At 67.7% G+C, this 19,999-nt stretch carries 21 protein-coding genes; 9 read left to right on the forward strand and 12 right to left on the reverse strand.

Annotated elements, in window-relative coordinates:
• The first annotated feature begins 215 nt into the window (after positions 1-215).
• From ACLJO0_RS01900 to ACLJO0_RS01920, 5 genes are all read left to right on the forward strand, one after another.
• The gene (locus ACLJO0_RS01900) at positions 216-2,039 is read left to right on the forward strand and encodes a phosphoenolpyruvate carboxykinase (GTP) (RefSeq protein ID WP_410576297.1); all 1,824 of its coding nucleotides are present in this window, start codon (positions 216-218) and stop codon (positions 2,037-2,039) included.
• 237 nt (positions 2,040-2,276) lie between these two features.
• Positions 2,277-3,149, forward strand: coding sequence for an LLM class F420-dependent oxidoreductase (locus ACLJO0_RS01905; protein ID WP_410576298.1), 873 nt, complete (start codon positions 2,277-2,279; stop codon positions 3,147-3,149).
• Complete coding sequence (locus ACLJO0_RS01910) at positions 3,146-3,751, forward strand: ATP-binding cassette domain-containing protein (RefSeq protein ID WP_410576299.1); 606 nt, start codon at positions 3,146-3,148, stop codon at positions 3,749-3,751. Before ACLJO0_RS01905 ends, ACLJO0_RS01910 begins: the two co-directional genes overlap by 4 nt.
• A gap of 31 nt (positions 3,752-3,782) precedes the next feature.
• Complete coding sequence (locus ACLJO0_RS01915) at positions 3,783-5,030, forward strand: hypothetical protein (protein WP_410576300.1); 1,248 nt, start codon at positions 3,783-3,785, stop codon at positions 5,028-5,030.
• A gap of 76 nt (positions 5,031-5,106) precedes the next feature.
• A complete protein-coding gene (locus ACLJO0_RS01920; RefSeq protein ID WP_125790788.1) occupies positions 5,107-5,682 on the forward strand; it encodes an EndoU domain-containing protein in 576 nt (191 codons plus the stop codon).
• Here the strand turns inward: ACLJO0_RS01920 and ACLJO0_RS01925 are convergent.
• Together ACLJO0_RS01925 and ACLJO0_RS01930 are read right to left on the reverse strand one after the other, a co-directional pair.
• On the reverse strand, positions 5,679-5,954 hold the full coding sequence (locus ACLJO0_RS01925) for a helix-turn-helix domain-containing protein (RefSeq protein WP_125790789.1): 276 nt from the start codon (positions 5,952-5,954) through the stop codon (positions 5,679-5,681). The two genes, ACLJO0_RS01920 and ACLJO0_RS01925, sit on opposite strands and share 4 nt — an antisense overlap.
• Before the next feature lie 217 nt (positions 5,955-6,171).
• Positions 6,172-7,788 (reverse strand): alpha/beta hydrolase, encoded by a 1,617-nt coding sequence (locus tag ACLJO0_RS01930; protein ID WP_125790790.1) that lies wholly within the window; start codon positions 7,786-7,788, stop codon positions 6,172-6,174.
• A gap of 205 nt (positions 7,789-7,993) precedes the next feature.
• Between ACLJO0_RS01930 and ACLJO0_RS01935 the strand changes: the two genes are divergently transcribed.
• Positions 7,994-8,272 (forward strand): DUF3311 domain-containing protein, encoded by a 279-nt coding sequence (locus tag ACLJO0_RS01935; protein WP_199746190.1) that lies wholly within the window; start codon positions 7,994-7,996, stop codon positions 8,270-8,272.
• On the forward strand, positions 8,269-9,912 hold the full coding sequence (gene mctP / locus ACLJO0_RS01940) for a monocarboxylate uptake permease MctP (RefSeq protein WP_410576301.1): 1,644 nt from the start codon (positions 8,269-8,271) through the stop codon (positions 9,910-9,912). Before ACLJO0_RS01935 ends, mctP begins: the two co-directional genes overlap by 4 nt.
• Position 9,913: 1 nt before the next feature.
• On the opposite strand, the gene ACLJO0_RS01945 is transcribed toward mctP, so the two are convergent.
• The 7 genes from ACLJO0_RS01945 to ACLJO0_RS01975 all read right to left on the reverse strand — a co-directional run bounded on the left by ACLJO0_RS01945 (position 9,914) and on the right by ACLJO0_RS01975 (position 15,913).
• Positions 9,914-10,534 (reverse strand): hypothetical protein, encoded by a 621-nt coding sequence (locus tag ACLJO0_RS01945; RefSeq protein WP_410576302.1) that lies wholly within the window; start codon positions 10,532-10,534, stop codon positions 9,914-9,916.
• A gap of 43 nt (positions 10,535-10,577) precedes the next feature.
• Entirely contained in the window at positions 10,578-11,783 is a 1,206-nt protein-coding gene (locus ACLJO0_RS01950; RefSeq protein ID WP_410576303.1) for an RNA polymerase sigma factor, read from the reverse strand.
• A gap of 19 nt (positions 11,784-11,802) precedes the next feature.
• A complete protein-coding gene (locus tag ACLJO0_RS01955) occupies positions 11,803-12,150 on the reverse strand; it encodes a YciI family protein (protein ID WP_125790794.1) in 348 nt (115 codons plus the stop codon).
• Between the two features lie 69 nt (positions 12,151-12,219).
• Positions 12,220-13,143 carry a GNAT family N-acetyltransferase gene (locus tag ACLJO0_RS01960; RefSeq protein WP_410576304.1) on the reverse strand — a complete coding sequence of 308 codons (924 nt, stop codon included), beginning with the start codon at positions 13,141-13,143 and terminating at the stop codon, positions 12,220-12,222.
• 235 nt (positions 13,144-13,378) lie between these two features.
• Entirely contained in the window at positions 13,379-13,528 is a 150-nt protein-coding gene (locus tag ACLJO0_RS01965) for a hypothetical protein (RefSeq protein ID WP_007032374.1), read from the reverse strand.
• Between the two features lie 256 nt (positions 13,529-13,784).
• Positions 13,785-14,975, reverse strand: coding sequence for an ATP-binding protein (locus ACLJO0_RS01970; RefSeq protein ID WP_125790796.1), 1,191 nt, complete (start codon positions 14,973-14,975; stop codon positions 13,785-13,787).
• 176 nt (positions 14,976-15,151) lie between these two features.
• The gene (locus ACLJO0_RS01975) at positions 15,152-15,913 is read right to left on the reverse strand and encodes a MerR family transcriptional regulator (RefSeq protein WP_410576305.1); all 762 of its coding nucleotides are present in this window, start codon (positions 15,911-15,913) and stop codon (positions 15,152-15,154) included.
• A 71-nt stretch (positions 15,914-15,984) separates the two neighbouring features.
• Here ACLJO0_RS01975 and ACLJO0_RS01980 point away from each other — a divergent pair, with 71 nt between their 5' ends.
• Positions 15,985-17,016 (forward strand): glycerophosphodiester phosphodiesterase family protein, encoded by a 1,032-nt coding sequence (locus tag ACLJO0_RS01980; RefSeq protein ID WP_410576306.1) that lies wholly within the window; start codon positions 15,985-15,987, stop codon positions 17,014-17,016.
• 129 nt (positions 17,017-17,145) lie between these two features.
• Positions 17,146-17,652 carry a DoxX family membrane protein gene (locus ACLJO0_RS01985; protein ID WP_410576307.1) on the forward strand — a complete coding sequence of 169 codons (507 nt, stop codon included), beginning with the start codon at positions 17,146-17,148 and terminating at the stop codon, positions 17,650-17,652.
• 67 nt (positions 17,653-17,719) lie between these two features.
• Here the strand turns inward: ACLJO0_RS01985 and ACLJO0_RS01990 are convergent, their stop codons facing one another.
• From ACLJO0_RS01990 to ACLJO0_RS02000, 3 genes are all read right to left on the reverse strand, one after another.
• A complete protein-coding gene (locus tag ACLJO0_RS01990) occupies positions 17,720-18,091 on the reverse strand; it encodes a YciI family protein (protein WP_125790800.1) in 372 nt (123 codons plus the stop codon).
• 99 nt (positions 18,092-18,190) lie between these two features.
• Positions 18,191-18,994: an ABC transporter permease gene (locus tag ACLJO0_RS01995; RefSeq protein WP_125679465.1), complete on the reverse strand. Its 804-nt coding sequence runs from the start codon at positions 18,992-18,994 to the stop codon at positions 18,191-18,193.
• On the reverse strand, positions 18,991-19,944 hold the full coding sequence (locus ACLJO0_RS02000; protein WP_410576308.1) for an ATP-binding cassette domain-containing protein: 954 nt from the start codon (positions 19,942-19,944) through the stop codon (positions 18,991-18,993). The genes ACLJO0_RS01995 and ACLJO0_RS02000 overlap by 4 nt, the downstream gene beginning before the upstream one ends.
• Positions 19,945-19,999 lie beyond the last annotated feature (55 nt).

Below are 19,999 nucleotides of genomic sequence, written 5' to 3' on the forward strand. Positions count from 1 at the left end.
GATACTGAATCGATTCCCTTATCGTTCTTGTGAGAGAACCGACAGGTCAGCTCTCGGTTACCTGCCGGTCATCCGGCTACTCTCGGGGAATCCCAAAACCTGCACACCGGCCTTCCCGCCGGTGTGCGAAGCCATTCGGTCGCCGGCATCGAAGCCCGCATCGGAACAGCGTCGTTCCCGGTGTGGGCTTCTGCCGTCGGAAGTCAGGAGTAGAGATGACCGCAGTCGCCATCCCCGGACTGGAAAATGCGCCGACGACGCACAGTGGCGTGCTGTCCTGGGTCCGGGAGGTCGCCGAACTGACCACTCCGGACCGCGTGGTGTGGGTCGACGGGTCCGACGAAGAGGCCGCGCGCATCAACGCCGAGCTGGTCTCCGCCGGCACGTTCGTGCAGCTCGACGCGAAGCCCAACTCGTACTGGGCCGCTTCCGACCCGAATGACGTCGCCCGCGTCGAAGAGCGCACCTTCATCTGTTCGGAGAACGAAGACGACGCCGGTCCCACCAACAACTGGATGGACCCGGCCGAGATGAAGGCCACGATGACGGAGCTGTACCGCGGCTGCATGCGCGGTCGCACGATGTACGTCATCCCCTTCTGCATGGGCCCCCTCGGCGCCGAAGACCCCAAGCTCGGCATCGAGATCACCGACTTCGCCTACGTCGTCGCCTCCATGCGCGTGATGACCCGCGCCGGCAAGGCCGCGCTGGACAAGTTCGTCACCGAGGACGGCACCGAGCGCGCGTTCGTCCCCGCCCTGCACTCCGTCGGCGCGCCGCTGGAGCCGGGTCAGGAGGACGTCTCCTGGCCGTGCAACACCACCAAGTACATCTCGCACTTCCCCGAGACCCGCGAGATCTGGAGCTACGGCTCCGGCTACGGCGGCAACTCGCTGCTCGGCAAGAAGTGCTACTCGCTGCGCATCGGCTCGGTCATCGCCCGCGACGAGGGCTGGCTGGCCGAGCACATGCTGATCCTCAAGCTGATCTCGCCCGAGGACAAGGTCCACTACGTCGCGGCGGCGTTCCCGAGCGCCTGCGGCAAGACCAACCTCGCCATGCTGCAGCCGACCATCCCCGGCTGGCGCGCCGAGACCCTCGGTGACGACATCGCGTGGATGCGGTTCGGCGAGGACGGCCGCCTGTACGCGGTGAACCCCGAGTTCGGTTTCTTCGGCGTCGCGCCGGGCACCGACTGGCACACCAACCCCAACGCGATGCGCACCATCGAAAAGGGCAACACGGTCTACACGAACGTCGCGCTCACCGACGACGGCGACGTCTGGTGGGAAGGCATGGGCGAGAAGCCCGCGCACGCCACCTCCTGGAAGAAGCAGGACTGGACGCCGGAGTCGGAAGAGAAGGCGGCGCACCCGAACTCGCGTTACTGCACGCCGATGTCGCAGTGCCCGATCCTCGCGCCCGAGTGGGACGACCCGCAGGGCGTGCCGATCTCGGCGATCCTGTTCGGCGGCCGCCGCAAGACCACGGTCCCGCTGGTGAACGAGGCCCGCGACTGGCAGCACGGCGTGTTCATGGGCGCCACGATGTCGTCGGAGACCACCGCGGCCGCCGCCGGCGCGGTCGGCAACGTGCGCCGCGACCCGATGGCCATGCTGCCGTTCCTCGGCTACCACGCCGGTGACTACTTCAAGCACTGGCTGGACCTCGGCAAGAACGCCGACGCGGACAAGCTGCCGAAGATCTTCTACGTCAACTGGTTCCGCCGCGGCGACGACGGCCGCTTCCTGTGGCCGGGCTTCGGCGAGAACTCGCGGATCCTGAAGTGGGTCATCGAGCGCGTCGAGGGCAAGGGCAACGCGAACGAGACCCCGGTCGGCTTCGTGCCGAAGGCCGAGGACCTCGACACCGATGGCCTCAAGGAGCCGCTGGCCGACATCCAGGCCGCGCTGGACGTCTCCGCCGAGGAGTGGCGCCAGGAACTGCCGCTCATCGAGGAGTGGTTCGAGAAGATCGGCGACAAGGTCCCGGCTTCGCTGCGCGACGAGCTGGACGCATTGAAGCAGCGTCTCGGCTGACCACCGACATCGGCGTCGCTCAGGTTTCGTTGAGATGAGTGGGGAGGATTCAGGACGTTGAACGTCCTGGATCCTCCCCACTCGACTGCTCTGGGTGCCTCAGCCGGTGTCGCGAAAGCCACTTTCAGGACATCAAGCGTCGCGAAAGTGGCTTTCGCGACAAGCCACCGTTGCCTCATCCTCGGAGTCATTCCCGGGGATGAGGCCTTCTTCTTTCGCGCTCGGTACCGTGGCCGCATGGTCAAATTCGGCGTCAACATGGTCGTCCCGGAGACCCGCGCGGCGTGGGTCGGCAAGTGCCGCAAGGCGGAAGACCTCGGGTTCGACGTGATCGGCGCGGCGGACCACCTCGGCATGGCACCGCCCTTCCCGGCGCTCGTGCTCGCCGCCGAGGTGACGAGCCGCCCCAGGCTCAACACCTTCGTCATCAACACGGCCTTCTACAACCCGGTGCTGCTCGCCCGCGACGTCACCGGCACCGACCAGTTCACCGAGGGCAGGCTGGAGCTCGGCCTGGGGGCCGGTTACGTGAAGGCCGAATTCGAAGCGGCGGGAATGGAGTTCCCCCGCGCCGGACAGCGCGTCGCCCACCTCGAAAAAACGATCAAAGAACTCAACCGGCTCTATGCCGACGAAAAGCACAAACCGGCCACGGTGCAGAAACCGGGCCCGCCGCTGATGATCGCCGGCCGCGGCGACAGGCTGCTCACGCTCGCCGCCGAACACGCCGACATCATCGCGTTCACCGGCACGGCCGCCGTTCCCGACGGAGGAGAACTAGCCGTCGACGACGCCGCCGGAATCGCGGAGCGGGTGGACTTCGTCCGCGGAAAACTGAAGGGCCGTGCCGCCGAATTCAATATCCTCGCGCATTTCGTCGCCGTGGTCGAAGACCGGCAAGAGGGTTTGGAGAGCTTGCGAAAGCTGCTCGGGGGCAAGCTCACCGTCGACCAGCTCGCCGAACTTCCGACGGCGCTGGTCGGCACGCACGAGCAGATCGCCGAACAGATCCTGGCACATCGCGAGCGGTTCGGGTTCACCTACTTCACCGTGCTGGAGCACAACATGGACGCGCTCGCACCGGTGATCGAGTTGTTGCGCGCCACATGATCGACGTACGCGGGCTCGGCGTCCAGGCCGGGGATCTCTGGTTGTTCGACGGCCTCGACTTCGAGGTCGAGGCGGGCGAATGCGCGGTCATCGTCGGCCCCAACGGAGTGGGGAAATCGACCCTGTTGCGGTGTCTGTACGGCACGCAGACCCCGCAGCGCGGACGCGTCGTCGTCGCGGGCGGGAAACCCGACGAACGCGACGTTTCCTTTCGCCGCAAGGTTTCCGTGTTGTTCGACGACTCCGATTTCTTCGCCGAACTGACTCCGCTTCAGCATCTAGAACTGCTGGAGGGCTCGTTCGGGGCCGATCTCGGCGATTTCGACGCGTTGCTGGGGGACGCGGGCCTCTCGGAACGCGCGAAGGTCACCGCGGGCAAGTTCTCCGCCGGGCAACGCCGTCGCCTGCTGCTGCTCGGCGCGACCGCGCGGCCGCACGACGTCCTGCTGCTCGACGAGCCAGAACGGGCGCTCGACGTCGCCGGGAAGGAATGGCTGACATCGTTGATCAAGCGCTCGACCGATGCCGGGGCGGCGGTCGTCGTGGCCACGCATCATCCGCCGCTGCTCGAAGCGGCCGACTCCACCCTCGAGCTCTGCTGATGCCTTCTCGGCGGAAAGGAGTACCTCGAAGGTGGTGACCACGAAAGCCCCCACGTACGTCCCGGGACGACAGCGATTCGGCGGGTTGTTCAACGGGGATTACCAGACCTTCCTGGCACTGTTCGGCTTCGGCGCGCTGTTCACCGCATTCCAGAACCTGCCGAAACTCCGTGAATTCCTTTTTGGACAGTCCGTTGTGGACTTTCCGGCGGTGTTCGGCCTGCTGGTGGTGCTGTGCGCGATGTTCTGGCGCAGCCTGCTCCGCCGTGGCTTCGTCTGGGCCGAGCCGGCGGCGCTGACCTGGATGGACTTCGCCCGCGTGGACAGGCGCCGTGTCGTCGTGAAGCGGATGTGGACGCTCTGGTCCGGGCTGGTCGTCGTGGTCGGCTACACCGGGGCGCTGGTCACCGCGATCGGTGGCGGGTCGAAGGACGTGTGGATCGCGATGTCCGCGTTGACCGCCTCCGGTGCGATCCTGGCCGCCGTCACCGCGCGGCGAACGGCGATCCGCGGGGAAACAGCGGGCCCGGTCGTACTCGCGCTGGCCGGTCTGGCGACGGCGGCCGCGGGGCTGGGCCCGATCGCGATCGAGGTGCTGGCAGGCGCGCTGTTCGTGGTGGCGGTGGCGGTGGCCTTCGGCGGTGAGCCGATGTCCGGGGTCGGGCGCCAGGAACTCGTCGACGGCTGGAACGCGCGGCTCCTGCGGGCGATGGCCGCGGTCTTCATGGACCCCATGCTGCTGATCCCGGAATCGAAGCCGGTGCCGTGGCTGACGCTGCGGCGTCCGACGACGCTGCGGCTCGCGTGGGCGGGCGTGCTCGGCCGGATGCGTTACGCGGCGGCCGGCGTGGTGATCGCTTGCCTGGTCGGTCTCGGGCAGCTGGCCTTCCCCGCCGTCCCCGTGGTGCCGCTGTTCGCGCTCGGCGCGTACGCGGCGCTCGTGCCGTTCGTCGGCGGGCTCGGCGAACTGTGGCGCAATCCCGGCCGCAGGCGATGGCTCGGCGCGTCCGACTGGGAGTTGCGGCTGGTCAACGGCCTGGTGTTCGCCCTGCTCGGCCTCGGCTGGGGAGTGCTGCTCGGCGTGGTGACGCTGACCCTCGGGGCGACCCCGGCCTGGCCGGTGTGGCTCGCGATCCCGCTCGCCGTGGTCGCCGCGCTGCGGACGGCGACCCGGCCGCCGATGAACTACGACGTCGGCGGCGGGGCCGCCGGATTCCAGGCCCTGCGAGGCGTGGACGTCCTGGCCGTCGGCACCGTCTTGCTCAGCGTGATCGCCTGAGGTCACCCGTTCCCGCGTTCGGATCATCCGGATACTCCGAACGCGGGTTACCCTCGATGCGACGAAAGGAGCACGAGTGGGCGGCGGGCACGCACCGGGAAAGGGACGGCGGGCGACCAGCGAGTTCCCCGCGGGCTGGACCGACGAGCAGATCATCGCGGTCATCAAGGACGTCGCGAACGATCCGAGCGAACCCCGCGTCAGACTGCCCAACGGCCGCTGGCGCTGCGCCGGCGAACGCTACGGCGTGCATCTGATCGTGCTGGTCGAGGACAACGGCCACGTCAAGACGGGCTATCCGGTGGCTGGCCCCGGCGTGGTCCGCAATCCCGACACCGCGGCCGACCCGGCGAACCCGACCGTCGCCGACCTCGCCGCCGGCCGCATCAGCTTCTTCGGCGACAGCCTGCTCGACCAGATCGCCGACCGGATCACGCCGGACGTCCTGGCCTTCTACCGCACGCTGCACTGGTCGGGCGAGTGGGAAGAGCTGGCGGACGTCCTCGTCGCACACGCGATGAAGGAGAACCTGCGGCTCGGCGTGGACGAATACGCCACCCTGGAAAGCCTGCTGAGCAGCTTCGACCTGCCGATCGACGGCTTCCTCTACCTGAACGACCGGGCACACGCCCTGGCCGCCCTGCGCCCCTAGCTCGCTTCGGCGACCTGTTCGGTACTGCCCTCGGCCGCCGCGCGCAACGAGTCCAGCGGCAGTCCGACGGCGTCCGCGATCGCCATCACCGTGAAGAAGGCGGGCGTCGGGATCCGGCCGGTTTCGATCTTGCGGAGCGTCTCCACCGAGATCCCGGCCTCTGCCGCGACCTCGACCATGCTCCGCGACGCCGACGCGCGCGCGTCCCGGAGCGCCAGCCCCAGCCGCTCGCCGCGTTCGCGTTCCTCGTCCGTCAACGGCACTCGCACCATGACGCCAATACTAATACCGGTCCGGCCAGGCGCACGCGAGTTACGCCTTCAATCACGCGAGTTACGGCCCCGATCACGCGAGTTCCGCCTCGGCGACCGAGTTGTCCCCACCGAGTTACCCCCAGCCTGTGGATAACTCTGTGCACAGGTCGTGGGCAACCCCAAAGAAAGGGCCCCGCCGAGCCGAAGCTCGACGGGGCCACAATCCCTAGTGGCTTCAGGCGCCCGCGGGCACCGGAAGTGGGAGTCCGGGGAGGCTCTGGTCGTTCGGCACCTTGCCGTCGACGAGGAAGTCCTCCACGACCTTGTCCACACCCGCGTTGCCGCCGGCGTAGATACCGTGGTCGCCTTCACCGGTCACCGTGATCATCCGCGAGCCGGCGAACGCGCGGTGCGCACGGGTCGCCCCCTCGATCGGGGTCGCGGGGTCGTTCACCGACTGGACGATCAGCACCGGCGGGACGCCGCGGCCGTCGAGCTTCGGCAGGTCGACCGGCTTGTTCTTCCAGAAGATGCACGGCTGGATCAGCCAGCCCGCGCCGAGCAGCGGCAGGTCGCGGTCGATCAGCTTCTGCGACTGGCGGATGACGCTCTGCCGGTTACCGGTCCACTTGCCCTCGTTGCAGGGGATGGTCCAGAAGCTGGCGTTGTAGGAGTCGCCGTCGGTCGGGACGAACAGCGGCTGCGGGCCGATGACGCCGTCACCGTCCACCGTCTCCGCCTTGACCTTCTGCGCGGCGGCCGACTTCTGCTGCTGCGTCGAGGTGCCTTCGGTCAGCGTCTTCAGGTTGACCAGGTAGTCGGCCAGCGCGGGGAAGTTGCGCTTCGAGTAGAGGTACCCCGCGATGGTCGAGTCGAGGGCGTTGGCCGAAACCGGGACGCCGTCCACCTCGACCGGGTTCTGCGTCAGCGCGAAGCGGACCTTCTCGTACGTCTGGCGCGCGGCTTCACCGGTCTTGCCGAAGCCGTAGACCTTGTCGTACTTGCCGATCCACGGCAGGAAGTCCTGACGCCAGCGGCGCTCGAAGCCGAGCGGCTGTCCGTCGAACGAGTTCTGCCAGGTGGTGGTGAACTCGGTCGAGGAGTCGAGCAGGAACTTGCCGGTCCGGGTGGGGAACTGCTGCGCGTAGTGCGCGCCCATCCAGGTGCCCGCCGAGTAGCCGACCCAGTTGATCTTGTCGCGGCCGAGGAGGACACGCAGCAGGTCGATGTCGCGGATGGTCTGCGCGGTGTTGATGAGCGGGCCCAGCTCGCCGGACTTCACCTGGCAGGAGTCCGCCGCGTACTTGGTGGCGTCCAGGATCAGGTTGAGGTTCGCCCGGCTGCGGTCGCGCGGGTCGAGGTCGGAGCCGGTGCCGATCGCGTTGCCGCAGGTGATGTTGGTGCTCTTGCCGGTGCCGCGCGGGTCGAGACCGATGATCTCCTGGTTCGCGCGCAGCTTCGTCTGGTTACGCAGACGGGCCGGGAAATTACGGCCCGGAGCCCCGGGGCCACCCGGGTTCGTGATCACGCTGGCGGTCGCGTTGCCGCTGGTGGCGGCGAGGCGGCTGACGGCGATCGTCAGGTCGATGGCCTCGTTCGTCTTGTACCAGTTGCGCGGTGCGCGGTAGGTCGCGCACTCGATGTTCTCGGCCCCCGGAGGCGGCGCGGACGGCAGCTCGCCGGCGGTGCACTTGTGCCAGTCCAGCTTCTGGTCCGCGTACTTCGCCGGAATGTTGGTGGAGTTCAGCGGCTGCTGCCGAGCAGCCTCCGGTCCTGCGAACGCAGGTGTGAACCCGGCCAGCATGGTGCCGGCGACAGCCGGGATCACCACCGCATAGCGGAGTTTCTTCATCCGATGCCCCTTTGATCTTGCGTGCGAAGTTCCTGTTCGCGACTTGCGGCTATTGATATCCGGCGGGGAGCGGGACGGCAACCGCCCTTCGTCGTATGGGGCGCCGCTGATCAAATCGATATCGGGCACGCGTGACCCGGGTGGGGGAGAGGTTCTAGGGTCATCGGGACCATCCGGGGGTACGGGAAACGTTAGGTGAGGTCCGATGGCGTCAGGTAAGGCAGACGGGAAGGTGAGGGGCTTTCAGTTCAGCCCCTGGAACCTCCTGTTGATCATCCCGTTGCTGGTGCTGATCACGTCCCTGTTCAATTCGGACGGGCCGCGCGTGTTCGGGATGCCGTTCTTCTACTGGTTCCAATTCGTGTTCGTGGCCGTCGGCGTCCTGTGCACCTGGATCGTCTTCGTGATGACCAAGGACAAGCCGACCAGTGAGCGTCCCGACCGGCTGTCCGTGGACGAGCTCGACGAGGGGGACGCCAAGTGAGCAACATCCAATGGCCAGAGCTGATCATCTTCACGATCCTCTTCGCGGTGGTCACCGTGCTCGGCTTCGTCGCTTCGCGCTGGAAGGCCGGCAACACCCTCGACCACCTGGACGAATGGGGCCTCGGCGGCCGCAAGTTCGGTTCGTGGATCACCTGGTTCCTGCTCGGCGGTGACCTCTACACGGCGTACACGTTCGTCGCCGTCCCCGCGCTGATGTTCAGCGCCGGCGCGATGGGCATGTTCGCGCTGCCGTACACGATCATCGTCTACCCGATCGTGTTGATGCCGGCGCTGCGCATGTGGTCGGTTTCCCGCGTCCGCGGCTACGTCACCCCCGCCGACTTCGTCCGCGGCCGTTTCGGTTCGCCGACGCTGGCGCTGCTGATCGCGATCACCGGCATCATCGCGACGATGCCGTACATCGCGCTGCAGCTCGTCGGCCTCGAAGCGGTGCTGCGGACCATGGGCATCAACGGCTCCGGCGTCGTCGGCCACCTGCCGCTGCTGGTCGCCTTCATCATCCTGGCGGTCTACACGTACCAGTCCGGCCTTCGCGCGCCCGCGCTGATCGCGTTCGTCAAGGACATCCTGATCTACCTCGTGATCATCGTGGCGATCATCTACCTGCCCTCGAAGCTCGGCGGCTGGTCGGCGATCTTCGACGCGGCCGACGCCAAATTCGACAAGTCGCCGTCCCAGGCGGACGGCATCCTGCTCAACGCGAACAACCAGTTGCAGTACGCGACATTGGCGCTCGGTTCGGCGCTCGCGTTGTTCCTGTATCCGCATTCGCTCACCAGCGTGCTCGCTTCGCGCGGCCGCAGCGTGATCAAGCGGAACATGGTCGCGCTCCCGGCGTACTCGCTGGTGCTGGGCCTGCTGGCGCTGCTCGGCTACGTCGCGATCAGCGCGTCGGTCTCGCCGATCACCAACAACGCCACCGGCAAACCCGACACGAACACCGTCGTCCCGGTGCTGTTCGACTCGCAGTTCTCGTCGTGGTTCGCCGGGATCGCGTTCGCCGCGATCGGCATCGGCGCGCTGGTGCCCGCGGCGATCATGTCGATCGCGGCGGCCAACCTGTGGACCCGCAACATCTACAAGGAGTACATCAAGAAGGACGCGACGCCGCGCCAGGAGGCGAAGCAGGCCAAGCTCGCTTCGCTGATCGTGAAGTTCGGCGCGGTGGCGTTCATCCTGTTCATCGACCCGCAGTTCTCGATCGACCTCCAGCTCATCGGCGGCGTGCTGATCCTGCAGACGCTGCCGGCGGTCGCGATCTCGCTCTACACGCGGTGGTTCCACCGCTGGGGCCTGATCGCCGGCTGGGTGGTCGGCATCGGCTGGGGCCTGGTCATGCTCTACAACATCCCGAACGCGGCGACCGGCAAGGCGCACTTCGGTGGCTCGGCGCTGAAGCTCGGCGACCTGTCGATCTTCGGCTGGCACCCGCTCAGCGGGTCGCAGTTGCAGATCTACGTCGGTTTCGTGGCGCTGGCCGCGAACCTGCTGATCGCCGTGATCTTCACGGTGATCGCGCGGCAGATGAAGGTCTTCAACGGCACGGACGACACCGAGGCCGCGGACTACCACGCCGACGAGCACGACAAGGATCTCCGCGAGATCGGCGTCCACTGAGTCAGCTGTGAGAAGGGGCCGCGTCCTGCCGGGACGCGGCCCTTTTCGTTGAGGCGTCCGCGACGAGATAGAGCACGAGCCCGTTCAGCAGGTGCCACAGGAAGTGGGTGCCGGCAGGGAAGTTCCCGCACACCGTGTGGTCGGCCGTGCGGAACGAAAGGGACACCCCGAAGACGCCCGCGGCGACGGCGAACCTGCGGCGGTGCTCACCCTTGAGGACGACCGCGAAGATCACCAGGCCGATCAACGCCGAGAGGTACAGCCCACCGCCCAGCGACGCGACAAGGGCGGTGAACGCGAGGAACACGGGGACGCCGATCCAGGACAGCCTGCGGCCGACGCCGAAGAACACGTGCGGGAACACGGCGGCGTAGTACAGGACGAACACCAGGATGAAGCCGGTGTCGGCGGCCGCGGACCAGCGGGTGGCGAGCAGGTGGAAGGCCGTGCTGCCGAGGAACACCAGTCCGATGAGGACCGCGAGGACACGGCCGTTGGGTCGCCGCCAGACGGCGATCGCGGCGATCAGGAACGCGAGATTGCTGAGGCTGTTGAGCGGTTCACCCCAGAGTCCGGGGGCCAGGCGTTCGCAGTAGCCGTCGATGTACGCCGTCCAGTTCACCTCTCCAGATAACGGTGCCCACGTGAACTGCGGGTGTCGCCGGTCAGCAGGCCTCCAGGCGTCGGGTCAGGAAGCGGCGTTGCGGTTCCGAGCAGGGCAGCGCGAGCGCTCGCCGATAGTGCTCGGCGGCTCGCGCAGGGTCGCCGGCCCGCAGCCACAGCGCGCCGAGGACGGCGGGCAGCAGGGTGTAGTCCGGCAGGTCGGCCTCGACGGCTTCGAGTTCGGCGATCCCGGCGACGGCACCGTCCACCATGGACAGAGCGATCGCGCGGTTCAGCCGCGCCACCGGCGACGGGCGCAGCGCCAGCAGGTCGTCGTACAGGCCGACGATCCGGCGCCAGTCGGGCGGCTGGGCCGTGCTGTGGCACAGCGCGATCGCCGCCTCGACGTGGTACGCCGACATCTCCGGCCCGGTGCACGCCCGCTCGAACTGCCGCGTCCCCTCCGCGATCATCGCGTGGTCCCAGCGGTCGCGGTCCTGTTCGTCGAGCAGCAGCAGATCACCGTCCCGGTCGACCCGCGCGGGCAGCCTGCTCCCCTGCAACAGCATCAGCGCCACCAGCGCCCGCACCCTCGGCAGATCCGTCTTCGGCTCGGCGAGCAGCAGCCGTCCCAGCCGGATCGCCTCACCGCACAGTTCGCCGCGCACCGCGACCTCTCCGGCCGTCGCGTCGTAACCTTCGTTGAACAGCAGGTACAGCACGGCCAGCACACTGTCCACTCTGGACTCCAGTGCGTCCGGTCCCGGCAGGCTGAGCGGTTTCCCCGATGCGCGCAACCACTTCTTCGCCCGCACGAGCCGCTGCGCCACCGTCGCCGGTTTCGTCAGCAAGGCCGCCGCGATCTCGTTCACCCCGAGCCCGCCGACGGTCTTCAAGGTCAGCGCCACCTGCGACACCATCGGCAGCGCGGGATGGCAGCACAGCAACATCAACACGAGTTCGTCGTCCGTGCGCCGATCGGCTTCGTAGCCGTCGAGCTCCACGAGCCGCGGCAGCAGCGCGCGCAGGGTCTGCTCGCGCCGGACGACGTCCATCGCCCGGTTCCGCGCGGCCCGGAACAGCCAGCCCCGCGGATTGTCCGGGATCCCGCACCGCGGCCAGGTGCGCAGCGCCTGTTCCAGCGCGTCGGCGACGGCCTCTTCGGCCAGGTCCAGCCGTTCGGGGCCGAGCGCCCTGGCCAGCGTGGCGACGATCCGCCCGGCACTGTGCCGGAACAGATGCTCCACCACGCCGGCCGGGCGGCTCATGACAACTCTGCCTTCAGCATCATTCCTCGCAACCGCGTTCGCCGACCTTGCGCACCTCGATCGGCCCGAACTCCAGATGCGGATGCGTCGCGAAGATCTTCTCCGCCTGGTCGAGGTCCGCGGCCTCGATCACCTGGTAGCCGCCGACGATCTCGGTGGCCTCGGTGTGCGGGCCGTCGGTCGCGCCTCCGGAACCACGCAGCACCCGGCCGCTCTTCGACAGCCCGCCGCCGTCGACGAAGCGGCCTTCCTTCGTGCGCTCCTCCGCCCAGGCCAGGTAGTTCTCGAGCACGCGTTGCGCTTCGTCAGGGCCGAGGTGGTCGTGCGAGTCCTTCGTGGCGCGGATGAAACCGATGTAGTGGGGCATGGCGTCCTCCTTGGGATCGATGGTCCCTAGACGAACAAGCGCTCCGCGAATCGACATCATCCGAACAGGTCACAGCTCCAGCCGCCAGGTCTGGCCGGTCAGCTCGTAACCGAAGCCCTCGATCGTCTCTTCGCTGACCAGCCGGAAACCCTCCTTCCGATAGATCGCCCTCGCCGCGTCCAGCAGAGAGACCGTCCAGAGTTCCATCGCCGGGTAGCCGGACGCCCTCGCGAACTCGACGCACTCGGTGACCAGGCGTTTCCCGACGCCGCGGCCACGCGCGGCCGGTTCGAGGAGCAGCATCCGCAGCTTCGCGGTGATGCCGTCTTCGGCGGGCATGCAGAAGATGCTGCCGACGCGTTCCCCGTCGAGTTCGGCGATCCAGCCCGCTTGGCGAGGGTCGCCGCGCCTGTCGACGTACTCGGCGACGACGCGGGCGACGAGCGCTTCGAAGCGTTCGTCCCAGCCGTATTCGCGGGAGTAGAGGGCGCCGTGGCGGTGGACCACCCAGCCGAAGTCGCCGGGCCGGGGCGGGCGCAGGACCAGCGTGGGATTCGAGGCACGCTCGCCGACCAGCGAGGTGATCGTGTCCATGGCGCCGAGCAGCCGATCTTGCTCGTCTTCGCCGAACTTGCCGAGCAGCGAGCCGATCCTGCCGACCGACCGTTGGTCGAGGATGGCGAAGGCCTTGCGGCCGTCCTCGGTCAGCCGGACGATCTGACGGCGGGCGTCCTCGTCGCTGCGCTCGCGGGTGAGGAGGCCTCGCCCTTCGAGCCTCGCGAGCAGCCTGCTCGCGTATCCGGCATCGAGGTCGAGACGTTTGCGCAGGTCGGTGACCTGGGTGGGGTCCTGCTGCGCGAGTTCGAAGAGAACCCTGGCTTCGCTCAGGGAGTACTCGGCGTCGGCCGGTCCTTCGTCGAGGACGCCGATCACGCCGGTGTACAGGCGGTTGAAGGCCCGGACGGTCGCCACCCGGTCCGCGGAACGATTCATTTGACCACCTCAACAGATTCGTTGACTAGGTCAAGTGTTACTCCGCCGAGCGGTGAAGGCAAGAAATCTTTCCGGGGGTGGACATATGGAAACCCCGTGATGCTGCCAGGTCGGGGGTCCGCCAGCATCACGGGGTCGTAGTGGGTATCGACGCCACGTTCAGCGGCGTTACACCTCACGCACTATGTGTCGTAGGTCACTCGAACGGGCGACACCTACAACGGTTGTTGTCGGGTCAGCGCATGTGCGTGTGACGCGCCTGGGAGATAGCGATGAGCTCCTGACGAACGGTCGCGGTGGCCGCGGTGTCGATCGCCCGGTTCAGGGCCCGGCGAGTGCGAGCCTCGGCGCGACGGGCACGGAGCTTGGCGGCGATGTTGTTCATCGGTTTGTGTCATCCCCTTGGGAGTAGATCTTGCGTCTTCGTGGCTGTGCTTCTAGTATGCACCCTTTTTCACAAGGAAGCCAACGATTATCCGGTGACTTGGCACACCCGCCGATGAATCGTCGGCAACAAGAGCGTAAAACCGGAGAGATTTGGTGGTGCCGGTCACTTCTTGGTAACGCCGCCGGGCGCGATGAAGCGACGGTAGGGGTCTCTACCGCTTTCTAGCGTTGAGGCGATAAAGCCGGAGAGAGGCTTAGTCCCGGCCGAGCAGGTAGTGGCCGAAATGCGGGACGGTGAAGGCGATGTGCCCGCGCTCGGCGGAGTACACGAGGCCCTTCTTCATCAGGCTGTCCCGCGCCGGAGACAGCGACGAAGGCTTCCGTCCCAGGTAGACGGCCACATCGGCGGTGCCGGCGGACTCGTCCTTGCCCTGGGTCAGCTCGGCCATCGCGAGCAGGTACTCACGCTCGGCGGGCGTCGCGCGTTCGTACCGGGAGCCGAAGAAGCCGACCGCGAGTTCCGATTCGGCCTCCGGAGCGGCGACCTGGACGTCCTTCACGGTGATGGGATCGGCGGGCGCGGCATCCCAGGCGGCCTTGCCGTACGCCTGGATGAAGTACGGATATCCGCCCGACGCGTCGAACAGGGCGTCCAGCGCCTCCGGCTCGATGCCCGCGTCTTCGCGTTCGATGGGTGCCATCACCGCGAGGTCGGCGTCTTCGCGATCGAGCCTGTCGATGCGCGCGTAGCGGAAGAGGCGCTCCGAGTACGACTTCGACGCCGAAAGGACCGCGGGCACGTGCGGCAGCCCCGCACCGACCACGACCAGCGGCGCCCCGGACTGCGAGAGCTCGTGACAGGCGGCGCAGAGCGCGGAGACGTCTTCGGGCAGCAAGTCCTGGATCTCGTCGATCAGCAGCGCGACCCCGGTACCGACGTCGGCCGCCAGCTCCGCGACCTCGGTGAACAGCTCGACCAGGTCGATCTCGATGTCGCCCGAATCGGCGCGCCCCTGCGCGGCTGGCACGTCGATGCCGGGTTGCCAGCGGTCACGGAGCTTCGCGTCCGGTTTGTTGGCGCGCAGCGCGAACGCCTTGAGCACGCCGAGCACCTGTTCGACCCGGTCCGGCGCGCGATGGCGCACGGCGAGGTCGCGGATCGCGCGATGCAACGCGGCCGAAAGCGGCCGCCTGAGTTCGGTGTCCGGGCGGGCTTCGATCTTGCCGGCGCCCCAGCCGTGCTTGATGGCCCGCGAGCGCAGCTCGCCCAGCAGCACGGTCTTCCCCACGCCACGCAGGCCGGTCAGCATCAGGCTGCGTTCGGGTCTCCCGCGGGCGACCCGTTCGAGCACGACCTCGAAGGCCTGGAGCTCGCGCACGCGGCCTGCCAGCTCGGGCGGCCGTTGACCGGCGCCCGGGGCGAAGGGGTTGCGGATGGGATCCACTCTCACACGCTATCGGCGTTTCTAGTGTGGAGCCGATATTCCGCCATAGAGGGATAGGCGTGTCGCGCCGGGTTACGCCGACCGGCGTGAGATGAAGGGGCCTTTCATAGCAAATTTTGCAATGAAAGCGTCCTGGTGGCTCCGAACGGACGGGTCTGCAGCCCCGCCCCTCGGTCTTAGTCGCGCAGGTTGCGCTCGGCGTAGACCGCCATCGCGTCACGGATGTACTCCGCGGTGCCCGCGCCGTGCTTCTCGTCGTACTGCCCGTAGCGCGGGTCGTCGACGTACAGCTGCCCGAGACCGGCGAAGTAGCCCTTCGACACGGCTCGCACGGCCGGCCGGAGCCACTCGTACAGCCGCTGCGTGATCGCCTGGGCCTCGTCGCCGTCGGCGGGCAGGCCCTTGGCGTGCGCCTCGCCGAAGGCCGCCGCGATGACCTTCTGCTCCTGCTGGTGCGCCTTCTTGTCCTCGGCGCTCAGCGACTTCCACCACCGGTCGCCCTGCTTGTAGGCGTCGGCGCCCCAGCGTTCGGTGACCTCCTTCTCGTACTTCGTGTGGTCGAAGCCGTCGAACACTTCCGTTGCCATCAGTTGTTCACCTCTTTCTGTCTTCTTCAAGGTCGTCCTGACCGATTCGATCTGCCGTCCGAGCCGCTGTCGCTCCTGCTCCAGCCACTTCAGGTGCGTGCGTAGCGCCGCGGTCGTGTCCTGTTCCCCTTCGAGCACCTCGCCGATCGCGGGCAGGCTCAGCCCGAGCTCGCGAAGCAGCAGGATCCGTTGCAGCCGCACCAGCGCGTCCTGGTCGTAGTAGCGGTATCCGTTGCTCCCCACCCGGCTCGGTTCGAGCAGCCCGATGTCGCCGTAGTGGCGCAGCGTGCGGCTCGTGGTCCCGGCCGAGCGGGCGATGTCCTGGATCGACCACTCCTTCTCGTTCGGCATGTCCACGAAGGTAGAGGTTGACGTTGCGTCAAAGTCAATCGAAGTTCACCCGACCGTGGCATGGTTCACGAATGAAGACATTCGCGCTGGTCATGGCCGCTGCGCTGACCTTGACGACGGCCGGGGTCGCCGACGCGCACCCGCGTCGCGCCTTCGACATCCAGGCCCACCGAGGCGGGCTCGGCCTCACGGTCGAGAGCACGCTCGCGTCGTTCGGCAAGGCGATGGAGCTGGGGGTGACCACGCTCGAACTCGACATCCAGATCACCAAGGACGGTCGCGAGGTGATCACCCACGACCGCAAGACGACACCCGCCAAATGCCGCGACACCGCGCCCGCGACACCCGGCGACCCGGCGTACCCGTATGTCGGAAAATACGTGAAGGACCTGACGTTCGCGCAGGTCCGCACGCTCGACTGCGGGTCCATTCGCCAGCCCGCGCATCCCGGCCAGACGCTCTCCCCCGGCGCCAAGATGCCGACGCTCGCCGAGCTGTTCCAGCTGGCCAGGGACCACCGGGCCTGGGGAATCAAGTTCAACATCGAGACGAAGGTCGAGGCCGCAGCGCCGCACGAGACGGCGCCGCGTGAGCAGTTCGTCCAGCGGGCGGTGCGCGAGATCGTGCGCGGAGGATTCGCGCACAACGTCTCGATCCAGAGCTTCGACTGGGGCGCGCTGATGCGGTTCCGCGAGGTCGCGCCCTGGCTCCCGACGGTCGCGCTGACCCAGCCCGAGTTCCTGCAGGTGGGGCAGCCCGGCAAATCGCCGTGGCTCGGCGGGCTCGACATCGACGACTTCGGCGGCAGCCCCGTCCGCGCGGTGAAGTCGTTCGGCGCGAAGGCGCTCTCGCCGGTGCACGGCAACCCGCAGGGCGGCAAGGTCGGCGACCCGGACTACCGGCCGTTCACGACGAAGGCGCTGGTCACCGAGGCGCATCGCGCGGGGATCAAGGTCGTCCCCTGGACGATCAACGACCCGGCCACCATGCACAAGCTCATTGACGATGGGGTCGACGGCATCATCACCGACTATCCCGACCGCCTGCGGGAGGTCGCGGCCGCCCGCGGCTTCAAGCTGCCGAAGGCGTATCGGGATCGCTAGGGAAATCTAGACCCGTCTAGTGCCAGAGAAATATTCCGGGATACTCCGTTAGCGCGGTTCGGCGATGTGGCGGGCGGGAAGACTGGGGATAGGTTTGTTTCCCGGGTCCGGATCAGAAAGGTTACGACCGTGATTCTCCGTCGCGTCGCACGTCCGCTCCTCGCCGCGATCTTCATCTCCGGTGGGATCGGCGCGCTGAGGGACACCCAGGGGCACGCCAAGGCAGCGGAGCCGTTCCTCACCGAGTCCTTCGACAAGCTGGAAGGCGTGGTGCCGGAGGCGGTGCCGCGCGACCCCGCCACCCTCATCCGGATCGACGCCGCGGTGAAGGTCGGCGCCGGGGTCGCGCTCGCCGCGGGCAAGGCGCCGCGCCTGGCCTCGCTGCTGCTGCTCGGCAGCCTCGTCCCGACCACGCTGGCCGCGCACCGGTTCTGGGAGATCAAGGAACCGGCCGAACGTCAGCAGCAGCAGATCCAGTTCATCAAGAACGCCGGTCTCGCCGGTGGCCTGCTGCTGGCCGCCGCCGACACCGCCGGCAAGCCGTCGCTCGGCTGGCGTGCCCGCCGCGCCGCGTCGAAGACGGAGAAGCACGCCGAGAAGCTGGCGAAGAAGGCCGAGAAGGCGATCACGAAGTAGAACTCCCGCAATTAGTCACCTACTTGCGCCGGGAAGAGGCCGCAAGTAGGTGACTAATTGCGTGGGGTCATGAAGTGAGGGCGGCGATGTCCTCTTCCTCGACGACCGTCCGCACCTCGACCTCGATCTCGTCGAACAGCGCGGCGTAGGACTCGGCGAACGAGACGGCCTCGGCCAGGTCCTTGGCGTTGATCAGCGCGAACCCGCCGATGACCTCCTTGGCCTCGGTGAACGGGCCGTCCGTCGCGGTGATCTTGCCGCCGCGCACCTTGCGGACCTTCGCGCCCTTCTCCGACGGGTGCACGCCCTCCGCCGTGATCAGGATGCCCTTCTCGAACGAGTCCTGGATGAAGGCGCCCATCTGCTCGATGAACTCCTTGCTGGGGTTCCAGGCTTCCGGGGCGCTCTCGTCGAGCCGGTGCATCATCAGAAACCGCATCGCTGCTCCTCAGTGTCTTGGCGGGGCTGTTTCTACCCCGCCTTCACCGACGCGTCGAGCGGCCCGACGGCGGTTCGACATTTCTGCACAGAAGTTTTCCTAGCGGCTCGCGACCTTCTTGTACTGGGCCGTCGCGAGCGGCGCGAAGATCGCGATGATGGCGACGCAGCACAGGATCGCGTACAGCGAAGCGTTCTCGGCAGGCCAACCCGTCGGTGCCGCGCCGAAGCGGTTCCCGAACAGGTCACGGGCCGAGTTGATCACCGCGGTGAACGGGTTCCAGTCGGCGATCGCCTTCAGCACTCCCGGCAGCTTGTCCGCCGGGACGAACGCCGTCGAGATGAAGCTCAGCGGGAACATCCACATCAGCCCGGCGCTCTGCGCGACCTCGACACTGCGTGCGACGAGCCCGATCCACGCGCCGACCCAGGACAGTGCCCAGGCGAACATCAGCATCACGAGATAGCCGAGCACCGCGTCGAGGAAGCTGCCGCGGATCCGCCAGCCGACGAGCAGCCCGCACAGCGACATGACGATCAGCGCGACCACGCTGATCACCAGATCCGAGGTCGTCCGGCCGAAGATCACCGCGAGGCGGGAGATCGGCAGCGAACGGAACCTGTCGATGATGCCCTTCTGCAGGTCGTTCGCGAATCCGATCACGGTGAACGCCGAGTTGAACGCGACCGTCTGCGCGAAGATGCCGGCGATCAGGAACTCCCGGTACGCGAGCCCGCCCGCTTCGCCGCCGATCGCGTCGCCGAAGACGTACGCGAACAGCAGCACGAACATGATCGGCTGCAGGGTCGCCGCCATCAGCCAGTCCGGGTTGCGCTGGACGTTCTTCAGGTTCCGCCAGGTGATCACGCCACCATCGGAAAAGGCCTTCGCGACCGCGCTCACTTCTTCTCCCCCTCGTCCGTCGCGTGCCCCGTCAGCGAAAGGAACACGTCGTCGAGCGTCGGCCGGTGCAGCGCGACGTCCTGAATGGCGACGCCGTGGCCGTCCAGCCGCCGCAGCGCCTCGATCAACGCCTTCGGCCCGCCCTCGACCAGGACGTCGACCTTGCGGGTGTGCTCGTCGACCGACGGTGTCCCCGAGCCGACCTCGGTCAGCACCTGCGTGGTGACGGCGAGGTCGCTCGTGTTCGCCACGACCAGCTCCAGCCGCTCGCCGCCGATCTCCTGCTTGAGCTCGTCGGCCGTGCCGCGCGCGATGACCTTCCCCTTGTCGATCACCACGATCGAGTCGGCGAGCTGATCGGCCTCCTCCAGGTACTGCGTGGTCAGCAGCACCGTGGTGCCGTCGGCGACGAGTTCCTTGATGACCTCCCAGGTGTCGATCCGGCCGCGCGGGTCGAGCCCGGTGGTCGGTTCGTCGAGGATCACCACGGTCGGCTCGGCGACCAGCGCGCCCGCGAGGTCGAGCCGTCGCCGCATACCGCCGGAATACGTCTTGGCGGGGCGATCCGCCGCGTCCTCCAGCCGGAACCGGGCGAGCAGTTCCCGTGCCCGCGTTTTCGCCGCGGCCTTCTTGCTCCCGTACAGCCTGCCGACCATGTACAGGTTCTCGAACCCGGTGAGGTTCTCGTCCACGGCGGCGTACTGCCCGGACAACCCGATCGACCGCCGGACGGCGTCGGGCTGGGCCAGCACATCGTGCCCGGCCACCTCCGCCTCGCCCGAATCCGGACGGAGCAGGGTGGTCAGGATGCGGACGGTCGTCGTTTTGCCGGCACCGTTCGGCCCCAGCAGGCCCAGCACCTTGCCCTTCGGGATCGACAGGTCGACCCCGTCGAGTGCCCGTGTGGACCCGTAGGTCTTGACCAGCGCTTTCGCCTGAACTGCGAACATGCGCACACGCTAGACCCGGGCACCGACAAAGGCACCCGGGTTTTTCCCCGATCCG

This window comes from Amycolatopsis sp. lyj-108 (genome assembly GCF_046549005.1).
Lineage (GTDB): Bacteria > Actinomycetota > Actinomycetes > Mycobacteriales > Pseudonocardiaceae > Amycolatopsis.